This is a genomic window from Streptococcus sp. SGI.013 (assembly GCF_050315295.1).
GTDB lineage: Bacteria > Bacillota > Bacilli > Lactobacillales > Streptococcaceae > Streptococcus > Streptococcus porcorum.
Genome location: NZ_JBNPOS010000009.1, coordinates 45,566 through 63,169, shown reverse-complemented (window position 1 = coordinate 63,169; position 17,604 = coordinate 45,566). Strand labels below are relative to the sequence as shown.

At 38.6% G+C, this 17,604-nt stretch carries 24 protein-coding genes and 1 pseudogene; 23 read left to right on the top strand and 2 right to left on the bottom strand.

The window, feature by feature from the left end:
- The first annotated feature begins 8 nt into the window (after positions 1 to 8).
- From ACQRDX_RS03990 to ACQRDX_RS03965, 6 genes and pseudogenes are all read left to right on the top strand, one after another.
- A complete protein-coding gene (locus ACQRDX_RS03990; protein WP_427894541.1) occupies positions 9 to 128 on the top strand; it encodes a DUF3977 family protein in 120 nt (39 codons plus the stop codon).
- A 101-nt stretch (positions 129 to 229) separates the two neighbouring features.
- Positions 230 to 685: pseudogene (locus ACQRDX_RS03985) on the top strand (ASCH domain-containing protein).
- Between the two features lie 264 nt (positions 686 to 949).
- The gene (gene glmU / locus ACQRDX_RS03980) at positions 950 to 2,329 is read left to right on the top strand and encodes a bifunctional UDP-N-acetylglucosamine diphosphorylase/glucosamine-1-phosphate N-acetyltransferase GlmU (protein ID WP_427894455.1); all 1,380 of its coding nucleotides are present in this window, start codon (positions 950 to 952) and stop codon (positions 2,327 to 2,329) included.
- Between the two features lie 9 nt (positions 2,330 to 2,338).
- A complete protein-coding gene (locus ACQRDX_RS03975; RefSeq protein WP_354368939.1) occupies positions 2,339 to 2,893 on the top strand; it encodes an NUDIX hydrolase in 555 nt (184 codons plus the stop codon).
- Positions 2,893 to 3,123, top strand: a complete 231-nt coding sequence (gene macP / locus ACQRDX_RS03970; RefSeq protein WP_354368937.1) for a cell wall synthase accessory phosphoprotein MacP — start codon at positions 2,893 to 2,895, stop codon at positions 3,121 to 3,123. Before ACQRDX_RS03975 ends, macP begins: the two co-directional genes overlap by 1 nt.
- Before the next feature lie 48 nt (positions 3,124 to 3,171).
- Positions 3,172 to 3,861, top strand: a complete 690-nt coding sequence (locus ACQRDX_RS03965) for a 5'-methylthioadenosine/adenosylhomocysteine nucleosidase (RefSeq protein ID WP_354368935.1) — start codon at positions 3,172 to 3,174, stop codon at positions 3,859 to 3,861.
- A gap of 84 nt (positions 3,862 to 3,945) precedes the next feature.
- Here ACQRDX_RS03965 and ACQRDX_RS03960 read toward each other — a convergent pair whose 3' ends face one another.
- Positions 3,946 to 4,716 (bottom strand): peptidylprolyl isomerase, encoded by a 771-nt coding sequence (locus ACQRDX_RS03960; RefSeq protein ID WP_427894458.1) that lies wholly within the window; start codon positions 4,714 to 4,716, stop codon positions 3,946 to 3,948.
- 85 nt (positions 4,717 to 4,801) lie between these two features.
- Between ACQRDX_RS03960 and ACQRDX_RS03955 the strand changes: the two genes are divergently transcribed.
- Positions 4,802 to 7,141, top strand: a complete 2,340-nt coding sequence (locus tag ACQRDX_RS03955; RefSeq protein WP_427894460.1) for a DNA translocase FtsK — start codon at positions 4,802 to 4,804, stop codon at positions 7,139 to 7,141.
- Positions 7,142 to 7,188: 47 nt separating this feature from the next.
- Here ACQRDX_RS03955 and ACQRDX_RS03950 read toward each other — a convergent pair whose 3' ends face one another.
- A complete protein-coding gene (locus ACQRDX_RS03950) occupies positions 7,189 to 7,542 on the bottom strand; it encodes a DUF3397 family protein (RefSeq protein WP_427894462.1) in 354 nt (117 codons plus the stop codon).
- A 166-nt stretch (positions 7,543 to 7,708) separates the two neighbouring features.
- Here ACQRDX_RS03950 and rplK point away from each other — a divergent pair, with 166 nt between their 5' ends.
- From rplK to secG, 16 genes are all read left to right on the top strand, one after another.
- On the top strand, positions 7,709 to 8,134 hold the full coding sequence (rplK, locus tag ACQRDX_RS03945; protein WP_354368929.1) for a 50S ribosomal protein L11: 426 nt from the start codon (positions 7,709 to 7,711) through the stop codon (positions 8,132 to 8,134).
- Positions 8,135 to 8,234: 100 nt separating this feature from the next.
- Positions 8,235 to 8,924, top strand: coding sequence for a 50S ribosomal protein L1 (gene rplA / locus ACQRDX_RS03940; RefSeq protein ID WP_354368928.1), 690 nt, complete (start codon positions 8,235 to 8,237; stop codon positions 8,922 to 8,924).
- Between the two features lie 149 nt (positions 8,925 to 9,073).
- Complete coding sequence (gene pyrH / locus ACQRDX_RS03935; protein ID WP_354368926.1) at positions 9,074 to 9,805, top strand: UMP kinase; 732 nt, start codon at positions 9,074 to 9,076, stop codon at positions 9,803 to 9,805.
- A gap of 10 nt (positions 9,806 to 9,815) precedes the next feature.
- Positions 9,816 to 10,373, top strand: a complete 558-nt coding sequence (frr, locus tag ACQRDX_RS03930; RefSeq protein WP_427894465.1) for a ribosome recycling factor — start codon at positions 9,816 to 9,818, stop codon at positions 10,371 to 10,373.
- A 100-nt stretch (positions 10,374 to 10,473) separates the two neighbouring features.
- The gene (locus ACQRDX_RS03925) at positions 10,474 to 11,331 is read left to right on the top strand and encodes a CvfB family protein (RefSeq protein WP_427894467.1); all 858 of its coding nucleotides are present in this window, start codon (positions 10,474 to 10,476) and stop codon (positions 11,329 to 11,331) included.
- Positions 11,332 to 11,333: 2 nt separating this feature from the next.
- The gene (locus ACQRDX_RS03920) at positions 11,334 to 11,489 is read left to right on the top strand and encodes a hypothetical protein (protein WP_427894469.1); all 156 of its coding nucleotides are present in this window, start codon (positions 11,334 to 11,336) and stop codon (positions 11,487 to 11,489) included.
- A 282-nt stretch (positions 11,490 to 11,771) separates the two neighbouring features.
- A complete protein-coding gene (gene msrA, locus ACQRDX_RS03915) occupies positions 11,772 to 12,281 on the top strand; it encodes a peptide-methionine (S)-S-oxide reductase MsrA (RefSeq protein ID WP_427894471.1) in 510 nt (169 codons plus the stop codon).
- Positions 12,278 to 12,493, top strand: a complete 216-nt coding sequence (locus ACQRDX_RS03910; RefSeq protein ID WP_354368916.1) for a YozE family protein — start codon at positions 12,278 to 12,280, stop codon at positions 12,491 to 12,493. The genes msrA and ACQRDX_RS03910 overlap by 4 nt, the downstream gene beginning before the upstream one ends.
- 76 nt (positions 12,494 to 12,569) lie before the next feature.
- Entirely contained in the window at positions 12,570 to 13,586 is a 1,017-nt protein-coding gene (locus tag ACQRDX_RS03905; RefSeq protein ID WP_354368914.1) for a PhoH family protein, read from the top strand.
- A 162-nt stretch (positions 13,587 to 13,748) separates the two neighbouring features.
- The gene (ybeY, locus tag ACQRDX_RS03900; protein WP_354368912.1) at positions 13,749 to 14,246 is read left to right on the top strand and encodes an rRNA maturation RNase YbeY; all 498 of its coding nucleotides are present in this window, start codon (positions 13,749 to 13,751) and stop codon (positions 14,244 to 14,246) included.
- Positions 14,227 to 14,631 (top strand): diacylglycerol kinase, encoded by a 405-nt coding sequence (gene dagK, locus ACQRDX_RS03895; protein WP_354368910.1) that lies wholly within the window; start codon positions 14,227 to 14,229, stop codon positions 14,629 to 14,631. The genes ybeY and dagK overlap by 20 nt, the downstream gene beginning before the upstream one ends.
- Positions 14,632 to 14,742: 111 nt before the next feature.
- Positions 14,743 to 15,642, top strand: a complete 900-nt coding sequence (gene era, locus ACQRDX_RS03890) for a GTPase Era (RefSeq protein WP_427894474.1) — start codon at positions 14,743 to 14,745, stop codon at positions 15,640 to 15,642.
- A 91-nt stretch (positions 15,643 to 15,733) separates the two neighbouring features.
- Positions 15,734 to 16,555: a DNA-formamidopyrimidine glycosylase gene (gene mutM / locus ACQRDX_RS03885; RefSeq protein WP_427894476.1), complete on the top strand. Its 822-nt coding sequence runs from the start codon at positions 15,734 to 15,736 to the stop codon at positions 16,553 to 16,555.
- Positions 16,552 to 17,160 carry a dephospho-CoA kinase gene (coaE, locus tag ACQRDX_RS03880; protein WP_427894543.1) on the top strand — a complete coding sequence of 203 codons (609 nt, stop codon included), beginning with the start codon at positions 16,552 to 16,554 and terminating at the stop codon, positions 17,158 to 17,160. The genes mutM and coaE overlap by 4 nt, the downstream gene beginning before the upstream one ends.
- Positions 17,161 to 17,163: 3 nt before the next feature.
- Positions 17,164 to 17,310 (top strand): 50S ribosomal protein L33, encoded by a 147-nt coding sequence (gene rpmG / locus ACQRDX_RS03875; RefSeq protein WP_354368904.1) that lies wholly within the window; start codon positions 17,164 to 17,166, stop codon positions 17,308 to 17,310.
- Positions 17,311 to 17,356: 46 nt separating this feature from the next.
- Positions 17,357 to 17,593, top strand: a complete 237-nt coding sequence (gene secG / locus ACQRDX_RS03870) for a preprotein translocase subunit SecG (RefSeq protein WP_427894478.1) — start codon at positions 17,357 to 17,359, stop codon at positions 17,591 to 17,593.
- The last annotated feature ends 11 nt before the right edge of the window (positions 17,594 to 17,604 follow it).

Sequence of the window (17,604 nt, the reverse complement as noted above, 5' to 3'; positions counted from 1 at the left end):
CACTATATGTGAGAGTTTGGCTAGGAAAGTCCGTCTGGATATGTGACAGCAGGGAAGGGTTTAAAAGGACAAAGAAAAGTCGCAAAGCTACCAAATTTATTTTTGGCATTGCTTCGAAGGTAGAATAGTGAAAGAGTGTCCTAAAAATGAAGAGGAGAAAACCATAGTGGGAAATTCTGTCAAACGGATTGTAAGAAGAAGTAAGACAGAAAAAGAGTAGGAGATAACCATGAACGCACAAGAACTTTGGAACAAGTATAAGAAAATCAATCCTTCAATCGGAGATGACATTGACGCTTGGCAATTTGGAGTACAAGCTGATGAGTTAGCTCACTTAGTTAATCAAGGGAAAAAGACGGCGACTGCCTCAGCCTATGACTTGTACTTCCTTGAAGGAGAGCCACTGCCTCAAGTCGGGAGCTACGATGTTATTTTAGATAGTAAGGATCAGGCTGTCTGTATTATTGAGATTACGTCAGTTTCTCTAGTGCCTTTTGGTGACGTTTCACCAGAGCATGCTCGAAAATAGGGTGAGGGAGACTTGAGTTTGAGCAGTTGGCGAAAAAGCCATCGTCAGTTCTTCTCGCCTTATTTTAAAGAAAAGGGATTGGAGTTCTCAGAAACCAGCTTAATCGTTTGCGAAGAATTTCGTAAGGTTTATCCATTTGACACGACAAACGTATGAAGAAAATTTAGTGTTCAGAAATCGTACTGTTCAATATTGGTATCCGTTTTTGGTAGAAAAAATGTGATAGAATAACTTTGGAACAGGGACTTGTCCTTGTTAAAGTGTCAAAATTATGAAAATATTGAAAAAATGCGTGTAGCTAGAAAATAGTTACATGCATTTTCTTTATGCCTACGGCCTATCCACTTGAGGAAAAAACTTAACAAGGCCTAGTTAAAATGATATAATGAAGTGATATTAACAATTGTATGAGGAAAAATTATGAGCAATTATGCTATTATTCTAGCTGCGGGTAAGGGAACTCGCATGAAATCAGACTTACCAAAGGTACTTCATGAAGTAGCAGGCATTACAATGTTGGAACATGTCTTTCGTAGTGTCTCTGCCATTAATCCCGAAAAAAATGTAACGGTGATTGGGCATAAGGCTGAGTTGGTTAAGGAAGTTTTAGCTGACCAATCACAGTTTGCTCTTCAAACAGAGCAGTTAGGAACAGGTCATGCTGTTATGATGGCAGAATCTGAGTTAGCCAATCTAGAAGGTCAGACCTTGGTCATTGCGGGAGATACCCCGTTAATTACAGGTGAAAGTTTAAAAAATCTGATAGAATTTCATGTTAATCATAAAAATGTGGCAACGATTCTGACAGCAGAAGCTGATAATCCTTTTGGTTATGGTCGTATTGTCCGTAATCAACATGATGAAGTGACCAAAATTGTCGAGCAAAAAGATGCTTCCGATTTTGAACAACAGATTAAAGAAATTAATACAGGTACTTATGTCTTTGACAATAAGCGTTTGTTTGAAGCTTTGAAAAATATTACGACTGATAATGCTCAAGGAGAGTATTACTTGACAGATGTTATCAGCATTTTTAAAGAAGCAGGTGAAAAAGTTGGCGCTTATAAACTTCATGATTTCAACGAGAGTTTAGGTGTTAATGACCGTGTGGCTTTAGCGACTGCAGAAAACGTGATGCGTCAGCGAATTAATAAAGCTCATATGATAAATGGTGTCTCATTTGTCGATCCAGCAACAACTTACATTGATATTGATGTGGAGATTGCACCAGAAGTCGTTTTAGAAGCTAATGTCACCTTAAAAGGTAGGACTAAAGTGGGGCAGGCAACACGGTTAACGAGTGGGACTTACATTGTTGATTCTCTTATTGGAAAAAATACAGTGATTACTCATTCGATGATTGAAAATTCAACACTTTCAGATGATGTCACTGTCGGACCTTACGCCCATATCCGCCCTAATTCGACCTTGGAGCGTGGTGTACATATTGGGAACTTTGTTGAGGTTAAGGCATCTACAATTGGTGAGGATACCAAGGCTGGACATCTGACTTATATTGGAAATGCAGAGGTTGGTCGTGATGTTAACTTTGGTGCGGGGACTATTACAGTCAACTACAACGGACAAAATAAATTTAAAACTAAAATTGGGAATAATGCCTTTGTCGGTAGCCATTCAACTTTAATTGCACCACTTTCGATCGGTGAAAATGCTTTAACAGCTGCAGGGTCAACGATTATTGAAGATGTTCCCAAAGATAGTATTGCGATTGGACGTAGCCGTCAAATTAATAAATTAGGCTATGCCTTAAAACAACCCCATCATCCCAGTCAAAAATAGGAGGTAGGCATGCAATTTGAGGAAAAGACCCTTAAACGTCAAGACATTTTTGAAGGGAAAATTTTCAAGGTTGCAGTGGATCAAGTGGCCTTACCCAATGACAAAGGAACTGCGACCCGTGAATTGATTTTCCATAGAGGAGCGGTATCTATTTTGGCTGTGACACCTGAAAATAAAATTATCATTGTCAAGCAGTATCGTAAAGCTATTGAAAAAGTGAGCTATGAAATTCCTGCAGGCAAACTAGAAGTTGGAGAAAATGGCTCTGAAAAAGAAGCAGCTCTTCGAGAGTTAGAGGAAGAAACAGGCTATACAGGCGATTTAGAGTTAATCCATAGCTTTTATACAGCAATCGGATTTTGCAATGAAAAGATCCAACTCTATCTTGCAAAAGACTTGCAGAGAGTAGAAAATCCTCGTCCACAAGATGACGATGAAACGTTAGCAGTTTATGAATTTTCTTATGAAGAATGTCAAGACTTGGTTGCTTCAGGTCAGATAGAAGATGCTAAAACCATTATTGCCCTTCAATACTACGCTTTGCATTTTGGAGGTGAAAAATAATGGGAAAGCCTTTATTAACAGATGATATCATTGAGCAAGCCAAGAGAGAAAAGTGGCTAGAACAAGAAGAAGGGATTGAGGATAAAAGCCATTCTCATCAAGAGCCGATTTATAAAAGTCGTCGGATTGAAAACAAAAAAAGAAGCACCTTCCAGAGTAAACTCAATAAAATCCTCGTGATTTTAGTTTTTCTGATTATACTTTTGGTTTGGGCAATTTTTAAACTATAAACAGGGAGTTGATGCTTCTTTCAGCTCTCTTTTTTGAAAGGATAATACATGAAAATTGGAATCATTGCTGCTATGGAGCAGGAATTGCGTTTACTTGTGGATAAACTAGAAGATAAAAAAGAAGTGACGGTCATTGGAAATAGCTACTACACAGGTAGATTAGGACGTCATGAGGTCGTTCTAGTTCAAAGTGGTGTTGGTAAAGTCATGAGTGCCATGAGTGTGGCAATTCTTGTGGATAAGTTTGCTGTCGAAGGGATTATCAATACTGGCTCAGCAGGTGCTGTTGCAGCGGGAATTGCTATTGGTGATGTGGTTATTGCAGAGAAGCTAGCTTATCATGATGTGGATTTAACTGCTTTTGGGTATGCTTATGGCCAAATGTCAGCTCAACCCCTTTATTTTGAGTCAGATAAAGTCTTTGTCGATGTGTTTAAAAAAATTCTAAGACAGCATGATCAAGCTGCTCATTTAGGATTAATTGCAACAGGAGACAGCTTTATTGCTGGGCAAGACAAGATTGATAGGATTAAAGCAGCATTTCCAGAGGTTCTAGCTGTTGAAATGGAAGGAGCCGCTATTGCACAAGCCGCCCATGCAACAGGGCGTCCATTTATTGTTGTCCGTGCGATGAGTGATACTGCTGCGCATGATGCTAATATGACTTTCGATGAGTTTATTATTGAAGCTGGAAAACGCTCAGCTCAAATCTTGCTTAACTTTTTAGACATCTTATAAAATAATCCCCAGCTTGTGTTGAAAACTGTCACAAACTGGGGATTATTTTTATAGTGTATTTATTTAAGAGACTTATCCACAAATTTATTTAAAGCTATAGTCTTTAAGGATTTGAATAGAGTCGATGGTGATATCTTTTTTGGGTTTGTCGTTGCTGTTTGTTTCAACATGAGCAATCTTATCCACAATATCCATTCCATCAATAACTTGCCCAAAAACCGTATAGTTGCCATCTAAAGAAGGATAGCCTCCATTTTTATAAGCTTCAATAATTTTTTGGGGATATGAATCAGAGGAAGTTTGACTGGATTGGTTGTCAGAATTTTGAATGATAAAAAATTGACTGCCGTTACTTTGGCTATCACCTGTGTTTGCCATAGCAAGCGCTCCTCTAATGTGGTAAAGATAAGGTGAGATTTCATTTTTAAACCCATATCCAGCATCAATAGCACTATCTTTACCATTCCAAATGGATTCTCCCCCAGTGCCGTCTCCATTAGGATCTCCTGATTGGATCATAAAGTCTTTAATGACCCTGTGGAAAGTAAGGCCGTTATAATAACCTTCCTTGGCATGTGTTAAAAAGTTTTCCACAGCAAGTGGGGCATACTTTGGAAACAGTTTTATTGTGATATCTCCTTGGCTTGTTTTGAGTTTGACCTCAGCTTCATCTTCAGCCACTTTTGATTGCAATTGTGGCATATCAGCTTGATTGAGTTTTTCTAGCTCTTTTTTTGCTTCTTCTTTAGCTTGGCTAGATGCCACATAGCTGTCTCCTTTGATAGCTTGATCTAATTGCTTGCAACCACTTAAAAAAAGTAGCGACAAGGCAGATAAATACATGATTTTTTTCATAGTAGCTCCTTATCCATTGGTTCTTTCTATTTTATCATACCAAGAGGACTTCTCCAAAAAAATTAAAACATGGTATAATGATACTATGAGTACTAAGAAGAAAAGTTCCCGTAAAACGACTAAAAAAAAGATGACCAAGGAAGAGAAAATACGGCAAAAAGCACTGCAACGTTTTTTGTTAACTTTGGGATTATCATTAATCCTTTTTTTTGCTCTTTTTCAATTAGGTGTTTTTGGTGTTACAGTTTATAATATTATCCGATTTTTGGTTGGTAGTTTGGCTTACCCGTTTATGTTGTGGCTAGGGGTGTATCTTTATGGTTTTAAATTATTTAGAAAGCATGAGTCTTTATTATTGGCGAGTTTACTAACATTTTTAGGGTTGTTACTGATTTACCATGCTTATTTTTTTGCCTTAGAACAAAATAGAGATCAAGACATTTTTACAACAACAGCCTATGTCATCATGGATGATTTGGCTCACTTCACTGTCAAAAGTTTTGCAGGGGGTGGAATGTTAGGAGCCTTATTGTATAAACCGGTCTCCTTTCTTTTTTCTAATGTCGGAAGCTTTATTATTGGAGGTTTACTCTTACTTTTAGGTGTTTTTGCTCTTTTTCCTGTGGATATTTATGATGCTAATTTGTGGCTTGTGGAAAAATGGCAGAGCTATTTAGCACGGCGTGAGCTGAGAAAGCAAGAACGCTTTATTAAAAGAGAAGAAAAGGAAGCCAAAAGAGCAGAAAAAGCAGCTCAGCTTTTACAAGAAAAAGAAGAGTTAGAACAAGAGCAACGCTTGGCCAGGGTTGATATGGAAACAGGGGAGATCCTTGATGAACCTGTTAAAGAGGAGCCAGTTAGAGTTGAGCCAGAAATTGTCAGCTATGATTTAGAAGGTTTGGAAGATACCATGCCACCAGAGGACTTTGCCCAAGTTCCTCAATTAGAGCCAGTTGACGAGAGAGACGGTCATGATGTGGAGGTTGACTTCACTCCTAAGCAGCATCTTCTTTATCATTTACCTAGTATTGATTTATTTGCGCCAGATAAACCTAAAAATCAAAGTAAAGAGAAGAAGCTGGTACGTGAAAATATCAGGGTTTTGGAAGAAACTTTTAATAGCTTTGGGATTAAAGCGACAGTGGAGAGAGCTGAGATTGGTCCTTCTGTCACCAAGTATGAAGTGAAGCCTGCTGTCGGTGTTCGTGTCAATCGGATTTCCAATTTAGCAGATGATTTGGCCTTAGCTTTAGCAGCCAAAGATGTTCGTATAGAAGCACCAATTCCAGGGAAGTCTCTAGTAGGAATTGAAGTGCCTAACTCAGAAATTGCTACCGTTAGTTTCAGAGAACTTTGGGAGCAATCTAAGACTGATCCTAATAAGCTACTTGAGGTTCCGCTTGGTAAGGCTGTTAACGGAACTAGTCGTTCCTTTGACCTTGCTCGCATGCCACACTTATTGGTAGCGGGATCAACAGGATCTGGGAAATCTGTAGCTGTAAATGGCATTATTTCTAGTATCTTGATGAAGGCTAGACCTGATCAAGTTAAATTTATGATGATTGATCCTAAAATGGTTGAGTTATCAGTTTATAACGATATCCCCCATCTCTTAATTCCAGTTGTCACCAATCCTAGAAAAGCTAGTAAGGCACTTCAAAAAGTTGTTGATGAGATGGAAAATCGCTACGAACTATTTAGCCATTTTGGTGTTAGAAATATTGCAGGTTACAATGCTAAGGTTGAGGACTTTAATGCTCAATCTGAGACGAAACATATTCCCTTGCCCCTATTGGTGGTTATTGTGGATGAGTTGGCGGACTTGATGATGGTAGCCAGTAAAGAAGTTGAAGATGCCATTATCCGTTTGGGACAAAAGGCACGTGCAGCGGGGATTCACATGATTTTAGCAACTCAGCGTCCGTCAGTGGATGTCATTTCAGGCCTGATCAAAGCCAATGTTCCTTCACGAATTGCTTTTGCTGTCTCCAGTGGGACAGACAGTCGTACTATTTTAGATGAAAATGGGGCTGAAAAACTTTTAGGTCGAGGCGACATGCTTTTTAAACCGATTGATGAAAATCATCCTGTTCGATTGCAAGGTTCTTTTATCTCAGATGATGATGTGGAACGTATTGTTGGTTTTATTAAAAATCAAGCTGAAGCTGACTATGATGACAGTTTTGATCCTGGGGATGTCCCAGATACTGATACTGGTGGCGGTAGTTCAAGTGAGGGAGACCCCTTATTTGAAGAAGCTAAGAATTTGGTGCTTGAGACACAAAAAGCGAGTGCCTCCATGTTACAGCGTCGCCTATCTGTTGGTTTTAATCGTGCTACTAGATTAATGGAAGAACTTGAAGAGGCTGGAGTTATCGGTCCTGCTGAAGGAACTAAACCACGCAAAGTCTTAATGACAAAATAAAAAAGCTAAAATAGGAACTTGCCTATTTTAGCTTTTTTATTTTCGAATCATCCCATTAAAAATACAGCAAGCACTGTCATAATGTAAGCTGCTAATGTGACAAAAAAGCCAAATCTCCAAAAAAATTTAAAGAAGGCTCTGAACTGAAAGCGTTGTGTTGTGCGTACTTGATAGATGGTTAAGATAAGAGCAAGTAGAGACATCAAAATGGCATAAAAAGGTAAGTAATGATGGACAAAAAAATGTCCAGATACTAAGACCAACTCTAGAGCATATAAGGGAAGAGCTAGGTCAGCCGCATTGAGATCAAACCGCCTTAATTTAAAAATCGATACAAGAACATAAGTGAAGGCTAATGTCAAAAAAATAAAGACAATCGCAAGTAATTTATACATATCCATGGTTTTTATTTTATAGTAAAGACAAAAGAATGTAAATCATTTGTTAAAAAAACTTGCATTATTTATTGAACTGCGTTATACTATTTCAGTATGCTATTTGAGCATATCTGTGGGAGGTAAAAATATTTCAATTACCGAAAGAACCACAACAGGAGGATTTTATATCATGGCTAAAAAAGTCGAAAACATCGTAAAACTTCAAATTCCTGCTGGTAAAGCAACACCAGCTCCACCAGTTGGACCAGCACTTGGTCAAGCAGGAATCAACATCATGGGATTCACTAAAGAGTTTAACGCTCGTACAGCTGATCAAGCTGGTATGATCATCCCAGTTGTTATCTCAGTTTATGAAGATAAGTCATTTGACTTCATCACAAAAACACCACCAGCTGCTGTTCTTTTGAAAAAAGCTGCAGGTGTTGAAAAAGGTTCAGGTGAGCCAAACAAAACTAAAGTTGCAACAGTTACTCGTGCACAAGTACAAGAAATTGCTGAAACTAAAATGCCAGATTTGAACGCTGCGTCAGTTGAAGCTGCAATGCGTATGATCGAGGGTACTGCTCGTTCTATGGGATTCACTGTTACTGACTAATTTAACGTAACAACCCAAGACCCGCATGACCTCATCGTAATTTGATGGGTGACGTGGGAGATGAAAATCGATATAACCACATTACAAGGAGAATTTTAAAATGGCTAAAAAAAGCAAACAATTGCGTGCTGCTCTTGAAAAAATCGACAGCACAAAAGCTTACAGCGTAGAAGAAGCTGTAGCACTTTCAAAAGAATTAAACTTTGCAAAATTTGATGCAACAGTAGAAGTTGCCTACAACCTTAACATCGACGTTAAAAAAGCTGACCAACAAATCCGTGGTGCAATGGTATTGCCAAACGGTACTGGTAAAACTTCACGCGTTCTTGTTTTTGCTCGTGGTGCTAAAGCTGAAGAAGCTAAAGCAGCAGGTGCAGACTTCGTTGGTGAAGAAGATCTTGTTGAAAAAATCAACGGTGGATGGCTTGATTTTGACGTTGTTATTGCAACACCAGATATGATGGCTGTTGTTGGTCGTCTTGGACGTGTCCTTGGACCACGTAACTTGATGCCAAACCCTAAAACTGGTACAGTAACAATGGATGTTACTAAAGCAGTTGAAGAGTCTAAAGGTGGTAAAATTACTTACCGTGCTGACAAAGCAGGTAACGTACAAGCTATCATTGGTAAAGTATCATTTGAAGCAGACAAATTGGTTGAAAACTTCAAAGCCTTTAACGATACAATCCAAAAAGCTAAGCCAGCTACAGCTAAAGGAACTTATGTCACAAACCTTACAATTACAACTACTCAAGGTGTTGGAATTAAGGTTGACGTTAACTCACTTTAATGAAAAGAAAGAAGAGTCTAGGAGGCTCTTCTTTTTATATGGTTTGATCAGAAAAATAATTTTTCCAAAAGCGAAAGATTTTGGGTTTTCACCTACCTAAAAAGGTAATTTTATGATAAAATAGTACAGATAAAATAAGGAGTGAAAAAATGGTAGAACCAAAATATAAGCGTGTTTTAATTAAACTATCGGGTGAAGCTTTGGCAGGCTCTAAAGGAGTTGGCATTGACATCCCTACAGTTCAAGAAATTGCTGCAGAGATTAAAGATGTAAAAGATTCTGGCGTCCAAATTGCTCTTGTTATCGGAGGGGGCAACCTTTGGCGTGGTGAGCCAGCTGCAGCAGCTGGTATGGATCGTGTTCAAGCAGACTATACAGGAATGCTTGGAACAGTGATGAATGCTTTGGTCATGGCTGATGCTCTTCAACGTGAGGGGGTTGACACACGTGTTCAAACTGCTATTCCAATGAATCAAGTAGCAGAGCCTTATGTTCGTGGGCGTGCGCTTCGTCACTTGGAAAAAGATCGTATTGTCATCTTTGCTGCTGGTGTCGGTTCACCTTATTTTTCAACAGACACGACATCTGCTCTTCGTGCGGCAGAAATTGAGGCAGATGCTATCTTGATGGGGAAAAATGGTGTTGATGGAGTCTATAATGACGATCCACGTAAAAATGCAGATGCTTACAAATTTGATGAGTTAACGCATATGGAAGTGTTAAAACGTGGGCTTAAGATTATGGATTCTACGGCAAGTTCTTTGTCTATGGATAATGATATCGATTTGGTAGTCTTTAACTTAAACGAGCCAGGCAACATCAAACGTGTTGTTTTGGGTGAGCATATTGGAACTACCGTGACAAATAATATTTCAGAATAAGGAGTAAGAAATGGCAAACGCTATTATTGAAAAAGCTAAAGAAAGATTCGAGCAATCACATCATGCTCTTGCACGCGAATTTGGAAGCATTCGCGCTGGCCGTGCTAACGCAAGTCTTTTAGATCGTATTCAAGTTGAGTACTATGGTGCCATGACACCACTGAACCAGTTAGCTTCTATCACCATTCCAGAAGCACGTGTTCTCTTGATTACGCCATTTGACAAGTCTGTCTTAAAAGAAATCGAACGTGCGATCAATGAGTCAGATTTAGGGATTAACCCAGCAAATGACGGATCAGTTGTTCGTTTGGTTATTCCAGCTCTAACAGAAGAAACACGTCGTGATTTGGCAAAAGATGTGAAAAAAGTTGGGGAAAATGCTAAAGTTGCTATCCGTAATATCCGTCGCGATGCTATGGATGAAGCTAAAAAGCAAGAAAAAAATAAAGAAATCACAGAAGATGAGTTGAAAGCTCTTGAGAAAGAGATTCAAAAAGCTACAGATGAAGCTGTGAAGCATATTGATGGCATGACAGCTAACAAAGAAAAAGAATTGTTAGAAGTCTAAAATCACTTAAAAGTAGAAAATAAAACGAACAACGGGATCGTCCTAGTTAGCGTCAACCAGTTGCTCGTTTTTTTGGGTTTTAAACCAAGGAAAGAAAAAGATGAAAACATTATTAGCAACAGTCCTAACAGGGATGATTACAGATGAAAACAAAACTTATTATTTTGTTCAAAAAGACGGCTTAACCTTTGCGCTTTCTAAAGAAGAAGGGGAGCATCAACTTGGAGATATGGTTCAAGGGTTTGCCTACTCAGACATGAAACAAAAGTTACGTTTGACAACAAAAGAAGTGTCAGCCACTCAAACCACCTATGGTTGGGGACAAGTAACAGAGGTGCGTCGAGATTTAGGAGTCTTTGTAGATACAGGTCTTCCAGATAAACAGGTTGTCGTGTCTTTAGACCTTTTACCTGAGATGAAAGAGTTGTGGCCTAAAAAAGGCGACCAACTTTATGTGCGCTTAGAAGTGGATAAAAAAGAGCGTATCTGGGCTATTCCAGCAGAATCAGAAGTATTTCAAAAGCTAGCAGGAAAAGCCTATGACAATATGCAAAATCAAAATCTTCGTGCTATTGTTTATCGTTTGAAATTAAGTGGTACCTTTGTATATTTACCAGATAATAATATGCTAGGTTTTATTCACCCTAGTGAGCGTTTTTCTGAGCCAAGACTAGGAGAGGAAGTGACGGTACGTGTGATTGGATTTAGAGAAGTTGATCGTACTTTAAATCTTTCTTTGAAACCACGTTCCTTTGAGATGCTAGAAAATGATGCACAGATGATTTTAACCTACCTTGAGAGTAATGGTGGTTTTATGACTTTAAATGATAAGTCTAGCCCAGAAGACATTAAGGCTACTTTTGGTATTTCTAAAGGTCAATTTAAGAAAGCTTTAGGTGGGTTGATGAAAGCTAAAAAAATTAAGCAAGATCCTTTTGGAACAGAATTAGTCGATTAATGATGCTGGATCAATTTTTAAGGCAAGTTCCAGACGAGCGACGAGAAGTATTTTTAAAGTTACGTCAAGAAATCATCACCCATTTACCAAAAGGATTTGTGGATACTGTGGATAAGCGTTTCATTCATTATCAAGTGCCACTTGATCTTTATCCATAAGGTTATCATGTTGGAAAAGATACTCCGCCAAAACTAGATATGGGAAAATCTTGTGTGAGACTGAAAAATCCAAAACACATCCCTTTTTCACTAATAGGAGAGTTAGCCAGCCGATTGACAGTATCAGATTATATTGCCTTGTATGAAAAAAACCATCTAAAAAATCAGAATCAGCAGTCTTAAGGATATGTCAAACCTAGTTTAGCATTTTACCTATTTGATTTTTCTGACAAGAATGCGGAAATATGGTATAATGCTAAAAAATTTGAAGGAGTCTGGTCTATGGAAAGAGCGATTTTTGCAGGTGGTTGTTTTTGGTGTATGGTAAAACCTTTTGAAACATTGGAGGGAATTTTGTCTGTTCGGTCAGGCTACACAGGTGGACATGTGGAAAACCCCACTTATGAACAGGTCTGTACAAAGACTACAGGTCATACAGAAGCTGTGGAAATCATTTTTGACCCAGAAAAAATTTCGTATGCCGATTTGGTGGAAATCTATTGGGCGCAAACTGATCCAACGGATGCTTTTGGTCAGTTTGAAGATCGTGGAGATAATTATCGACCAGTTATTTTTTATACTTCAAAAGAGCAAAAGCGTATTGCAGAAGACTCAAAGTTAGCATTGGAAGTGTCTGGTCGATTTGATCGACCTCTTGTGACCAAGATAGAGCCTGCTTGTCCATTTTATGTGGCAGAGGATTACCATCAGGCCTTTTATCGTAAAAATCCAGAACGTTATGCTTTATCGAGCCAACGTCGTCGAGAATTTCTAGAGAGGAAGTGGCAATGAGAAAATCTTTTTATACTTGGCTAATGACGCAACGCAATCCCAAAAGTCATGCCCCTGTTGCCCTTTTAGCTGACCATGTTTTTTCAGAATATGACTTTCCAAAACAAAGTGATGATTTTGATGAAGTGAGTCGATTTTTAGAAGAGAAAGCCAGTTTTTCTTTTCCGATGAGTGATTTTGATCAGATTTGGGAAGAGTATTTAGCCCATTAAGCCCAGAGAAAATCTCCGATTTGAGAGATTTTTTTGTTATAATAGAGTAAGTGATTTAGACTAAAGGAGTTTGGCTTTGCAAAATTATTCTATCGATGTCATCTTGAAGCATCCTGATGACGTCTTAAGTTTATTTGGAACAAATGAACGTCATTTAAAATTGATTGAGGCTGAACTAGGAGTGACCATTCATGCCAGAGTGGAGCGTGTTCAGATTATCGGCTTAGAGGAACAAGATGTTGAGATGGCTAGACAGGTTATTGAAGCCTTGCTTGTTTTGGTTAGTCGTGGGATGTTGATTGGGACTGCAGATGCCGTGACGGCGATTTCAATGGCTAAAAACCATGAGATTGATAAGTTTGTTGCCCTTTATGAAGAGGAAATTATTAAAGATTCGTATGGCAAGCCGATTCGTGTTAAGACCTTGGGGCAAAAAGTTTATGTGGATAGTGTCAAAAACCATGATATTGTTTTTGGGATTGGCCCAGCAGGAACAGGCAAGACCTTTTTAGCGGTCACCTTGGCGGTTACAGCACTCAAACGTGGACAGGTCAAACGGATTATTTTAACACGTCCAGCCGTTGAAGCAGGAGAAAGTCTAGGTTTTCTACCAGGTGATCTAAAGGAAAAAGTTGATCCTTATCTTCGCCCCGTCTATGATGCCCTTTATCAGATTTTAGGAAAAGAGCAAACCAATCGTTTGATGGAGCGAGAAATTATCGAAATAGCTCCTCTAGCATATATGCGTGGTCGAACCTTGGAAGATGCTTTTGTTATTTTAGATGAAGCGCAAAATACCACTATTATGCAGATGAAGATGTTTTTGACGCGTCTTGGTTTTAATTCTAAGATGATTGTGAATGGGGATGTTAGTCAGATTGATTTACCAAGAAATGTAAAGTCTGGTTTAATTGATGCTAAAGAAAAGTTAAAAGGAATTACGCAAATTGATTTTGTTCACTTTTCAAGTAAGGACGTTGTTCGTCACCCTGTTGTAGCAGCGGTGATCAATGCCTATGAAACTTCTAGTGCAGATAGACCTGACAAGGCTAGTTTTGAAACGATTGGCCAGCTAGGAAACGATCAAAAATAATGAGCATCAGGTGGCAGTAAGCTAAGGGGCTCTAAATGAAATTAAAGATTTGTCAATTGTTAAGAAAAGAGGCGTTAGGCTAACAAGATAAAGGCTGGAGTGACTATTTCAGCCTTTTTATGCTATAATAGGGTAAATGAAACTGTGAAAGAAGATTAAGTAATGTATATTGAATTAATAGATGAAACAGGGCAGCTTTCTGAAGAGATGAAGCAACAGACCTTAGATATACTGAATTTTGCTGCAGAAAAAACTGGCAAAGAAGATAAAGAGATGGCAGTGACGTTTGTGACTAACGAGCGTAGCCATACCCTAAACCTAGAATATCGTGATACGGATCGCCCAACAGATGTGATCAGCCTAGAATATAAACCAGAAGTTCCCATCACATTTGATGAGGAGGATTTAGCGGATAACCCAGACTTACTTGAGATGATGTCAGAGTTTGATAGCTATATTGGTGAGTTATTTATTTCGATTGATAAGGCACGAGAACAGGCGAAAGAGTATGGTCATAGTTTTGAGCGAGAGATGGGCTTTTTAGCGGTTCATGGCTTTTTACATATCAATGGTTATGATCACTATACACCTGAAGAAGAAAAAGAGATGTTTGGTTTACAAGAAGAGATTTTAACTGCCTATGGACTTACGCGACAATAATCCACAAAAGAAGTGGAAAAATAGAAATTTATCAGATAGCCTAGAGTTTGCCATCACAGGGATTTTTACGGCCTTTAAAGAAGAACGTAATATGAAAAAGCATGCTATATCAGCTGTTTTGGCTGTGATAGCAGGCTTGATTTTTCGTGTGTCAGCTGTAGAGTGGCTATTTTTATTAAATAGTATTTTTTTAGTGATCACGTTTGAAATCATTAATTCAGCTATTGAAAATGTTGTGGATTTGGCATCAAATTACCATTTTTCTATGCTGGCAAAAAATGCTAAAGACATGGCAGCAGGTGCGGTACTGGTGGTTTCAGGCTATGCCTTTATCACGGGGCTTATTATTTTTGTGCCGAAAGTTTGGACGCTATTGTTTGGATAAAGAGAATGTTATAAAGACCTGAGATGTGGTCTTTTATCAGTATGTTCTTGTTTTTTAGAGAAAGGAAGAACCATCAAAGCGAATAAGTATTTGATGGACGTGGTATTTTAGATGGTATTTAAATCTGGTTTTGTGGCGATTTTAGGTCGTCCTAATGTTGGGAAATCTACATTTTTAAATTATGTGATGGGACAAAAAATTGCCATCATGAGTGACAAGGCGCAGACAACGCGTAATAAAATTATGGGAATCTATACCACTGCTGAGGAGCAGATTGTGTTTATTGATACTCCTGGCATCCACAAACCTAAGACTGCACTAGGTGATTTTATGGTGGAGTCTGCTTATAGTACATTGCGTGAAGTGGATACGGTTATTTTTATGGTGCCCGCTGATGAAGCACGAGGAAAAGGTGATGATATGATCATCCAGCGCTTAAAAGCAGCTAAGGTCCCTGTTATCCTAGTTATTAATAAGATTGATAAGGTCCATCCAGATCAATTATTAGAGCAGATTGATGATTTTAGAAGTCAAATGGATTTTAAAGAGATTGTTCCTATCTCTGCCACTCAGGGAAATAATGTCAATCGTTTGATGGAGATCTTATCTGACCATCTCGAAGAAGGTTTTCAGTATTTCCCAGAAGATATGATTACGGATCATCCAGAGCGTTTTTTAGTGTCTGAGATGATTCGAGAAAAAGTGCTCCATCTGACTCAGCAAGAAGTGCCCCACTCTGTAGCAGTCGTGGTAGATTCCATGAAGCGTGATGAAGAGACTGATAAGGTTCATATCCGTGCGACGATTATGGTTGAGCGTGATAGTCAAAAAGGCATTATCATCGGTAAAGGTGGCACTATGCTTAAAAAGATTGGCTCTATGGCACGTCGTGATATTGAAATCATGCTAGGTGATAAGGTCTTTCTTGAAACTTGGGTTAAGGTGAAGAAAAATTGGCGGGATAAAAAGTTAGACCTTGCTGATTTTGGTTATAACGAAAAGGAATATTAGAAAGAGAACGTGTTCTCTAAAAGGAACTTGATAGCTTGTTCATGTCATCCATGCTTGACGAGTCAGAATGAGTAAAATGAGGTGAAGTGACGTGCCAGAATTACCTGAGGTCGAAGTTGTAAAACAAGGTTTAAATCAACAGATTAGAGGTTGTCGCATTAAAGCGGTTCATCTGACTTATGCAGGTATTGTTAAGTCTGATGTGGAAACCTTTCAAACTACACTTGTGGGTTTAACGATTTTAGAGATGAAACGTCGTGGGAAATACCTGATTTTTGATTTTGGTGATGTGGCTATGGTTTCGCATCTTCGCATGGAAGGAAAGTATTTTCTGTTAAAAAACGGGGAGTCTGCTAACAAGCATTGTCATGTTTTTTTCAAGCTTGATAATGGACTGTGCTTGGTCTATCAAGATGTGCGAAAGTTTGGGACTATGGAAGTCATGGCAACAAATGAGTTGCCAAGCTATTTTCAAAAAAAGCATATTGGTCCAGAACCAACAGAAGAGGATTTTTTGTTAGGTCCATTTCAAAAAGCGCTAGCTTCTTCATCAAAGAAACTTAAACCCTATCTTTTAGAGCAAAGTTTAGTGGCAGGGCTGGGGAATATCTATGTAGATGAGGTCTTATTTGCCGCTAAACTTCATCCCGAACGCCTCAGTAAAACCTTGTCCCCTCTAGAGGTAAAAATCTTGCGGAAAGAGATTATCCGTATCTTACAGTTAGGGATAAAAAAAGGTGGCTCAACTATTCGGACTTATCAAAATGCTTTTGGTGATAATGGCACGATGCAAGACTACCATCAGGTTTATGATAAGCTCGGTCAACCTTGTCCTAGGTGTGCAAGCCCCATTGAAAAAATAAAAGTAGGAGGAAGAGGGAGTCATTTTTGTCCCTCTTGTCAGCAACGATGAAATCAACACTTATTGGACTTACAGGGGGGATTGCTTCTGGAAAATCAACGGTTACGACTATCTTACGAGAGAAAGGTTATCTCGTCATTGATGCGGACCAGTTGGTCCATGATCTCCAAAAACAAGGTGGGCACCTGTATCAAGCCCTTGTAGAAGCTTTTGGTGATGAGATTTTGTTGCCATCAGGGGAACTTGATCGTCAAAAGTTAGCACAGTTAATTTTTTCAAATCCTTCTCATCAAGAAAAGTCAGCTCGTCTTCAAGATCCTATCATTCGTCAAGCATTATGGGATGAAAAGGAAAGAGCTTTAAAAGAGCATTCCCTTGTTTTTATGGATATTCCCCTTTTGTTTGAAAAAGATTTTGGAGAGTGGTTTGATGTGATTTGGCTGGTCTATGTCGATCACGAAAGCCAAGTGAAACGCTTGATGAAGCGCAACGGTTTTTCAAAAGAAGAGGCTCTCAAACGCTTATCTTTTCAGATGCCTCTAGAAGATAAGAAAGTCTTGGCAGATGAGGTGATTGACAATAGAGGCAATCTTTTGCAATTAGAAAATCAAGTAAAAGCTCTGCTTTTGCAACTTTTAGAAAGGAAGAAGGATTAGACCTTGCGTGTTAAAATTAACCTCAAGTGTTCAGAATGTGGGAGTAAAAACTACCTCACCAGTAAAAATAAACAGAATCATCCTGAAAAAATTTCAGTGCCTAAATACTGTCCCAAAGAAAGAAAAGTAACCCTTCACCTTGAAAGTTAATCTAATTTATGATAGACTACTAAGGACGATAGTGGAGGGAAATAATATGTACGACTTATTACTGACATCACTTTTGGTTTTATCAGTGATTTTAATTATTGCAATCTTTATGCAACCTCAAAAAAATCCAAGTAGTAATGTCTTTGATAGCTCTGGCTCAGAAGCACTTTTTGAACGAACAAAAGCACGTGGTTTTGAAGCTGTGATGCAACGTTTTACAGCGATTTTGGTATTTTTGTGGTTGGTGATTGCTTTGGCACTTGCCGTATTATCAAGTAGATAAGAAGTGGGCTC

Bases quoted from the DNA above. Each gene is read 5' to 3' on its own strand.
- ACQRDX_RS03920 (WP_427894469.1), top strand. From the start codon at position 11,334: ATGCTGGATCAATTTTTAAGGCAAGTTCCAGACGAGCGACGAGAAGTA.
- pyrH (WP_354368926.1), top strand. From the start codon at position 9,074: ATGGTAGAACCAAAATATAAGCGTGTTTTAATTAAACTATCGGGTGAA.
- rplA (WP_354368928.1), top strand. From the start codon at position 8,235: ATGGCTAAAAAAAGCAAACAATTGCGTGCTGCTCTTGAAAAAATCGAC.
- era (WP_427894474.1), top strand. From the start codon at position 14,743: ATGGTATTTAAATCTGGTTTTGTGGCGATTTTAGGTCGTCCTAATGTT.
- ACQRDX_RS03960 (WP_427894458.1), bottom strand. From the start codon at position 4,716: ATGAAAAAAATCATGTATTTATCTGCCTTGTCGCTACTTTTTTTAAGT.
- rplK (WP_354368929.1), top strand. From the start codon at position 7,709: ATGGCTAAAAAAGTCGAAAACATCGTAAAACTTCAAATTCCTGCTGGT.
- ACQRDX_RS03965 (WP_354368935.1), top strand. From the start codon at position 3,172: ATGAAAATTGGAATCATTGCTGCTATGGAGCAGGAATTGCGTTTACTT.
- macP (WP_354368937.1), top strand. From the start codon at position 2,893: ATGGGAAAGCCTTTATTAACAGATGATATCATTGAGCAAGCCAAGAGA.
- coaE (WP_427894543.1), top strand. From the start codon at position 16,552: ATGAAATCAACACTTATTGGACTTACAGGGGGGATTGCTTCTGGAAAA.
- msrA (WP_427894471.1), top strand. From the start codon at position 11,772: ATGGAAAGAGCGATTTTTGCAGGTGGTTGTTTTTGGTGTATGGTAAAA.
- ACQRDX_RS03950 (WP_427894462.1), bottom strand. From the start codon at position 7,542: ATGGATATGTATAAATTACTTGCGATTGTCTTTATTTTTTTGACATTA.
- ybeY (WP_354368912.1), top strand. From the start codon at position 13,749: ATGTATATTGAATTAATAGATGAAACAGGGCAGCTTTCTGAAGAGATG.
- ACQRDX_RS03910 (WP_354368916.1), top strand. From the start codon at position 12,278: ATGAGAAAATCTTTTTATACTTGGCTAATGACGCAACGCAATCCCAAA.
- dagK (WP_354368910.1), top strand. From the start codon at position 14,227: ATGGACTTACGCGACAATAATCCACAAAAGAAGTGGAAAAATAGAAAT.
- ACQRDX_RS03925 (WP_427894467.1), top strand. From the start codon at position 10,474: ATGAAAACATTATTAGCAACAGTCCTAACAGGGATGATTACAGATGAA.
- glmU (WP_427894455.1), top strand. From the start codon at position 950: ATGAGCAATTATGCTATTATTCTAGCTGCGGGTAAGGGAACTCGCATG.
- secG (WP_427894478.1), top strand. From the start codon at position 17,357: ATGTACGACTTATTACTGACATCACTTTTGGTTTTATCAGTGATTTTA.
- frr (WP_427894465.1), top strand. From the start codon at position 9,816: ATGGCAAACGCTATTATTGAAAAAGCTAAAGAAAGATTCGAGCAATCA.
- ACQRDX_RS03955 (WP_427894460.1), top strand. From the start codon at position 4,802: ATGAGTACTAAGAAGAAAAGTTCCCGTAAAACGACTAAAAAAAAGATG.
- ACQRDX_RS03975 (WP_354368939.1), top strand. From the start codon at position 2,339: ATGCAATTTGAGGAAAAGACCCTTAAACGTCAAGACATTTTTGAAGGG.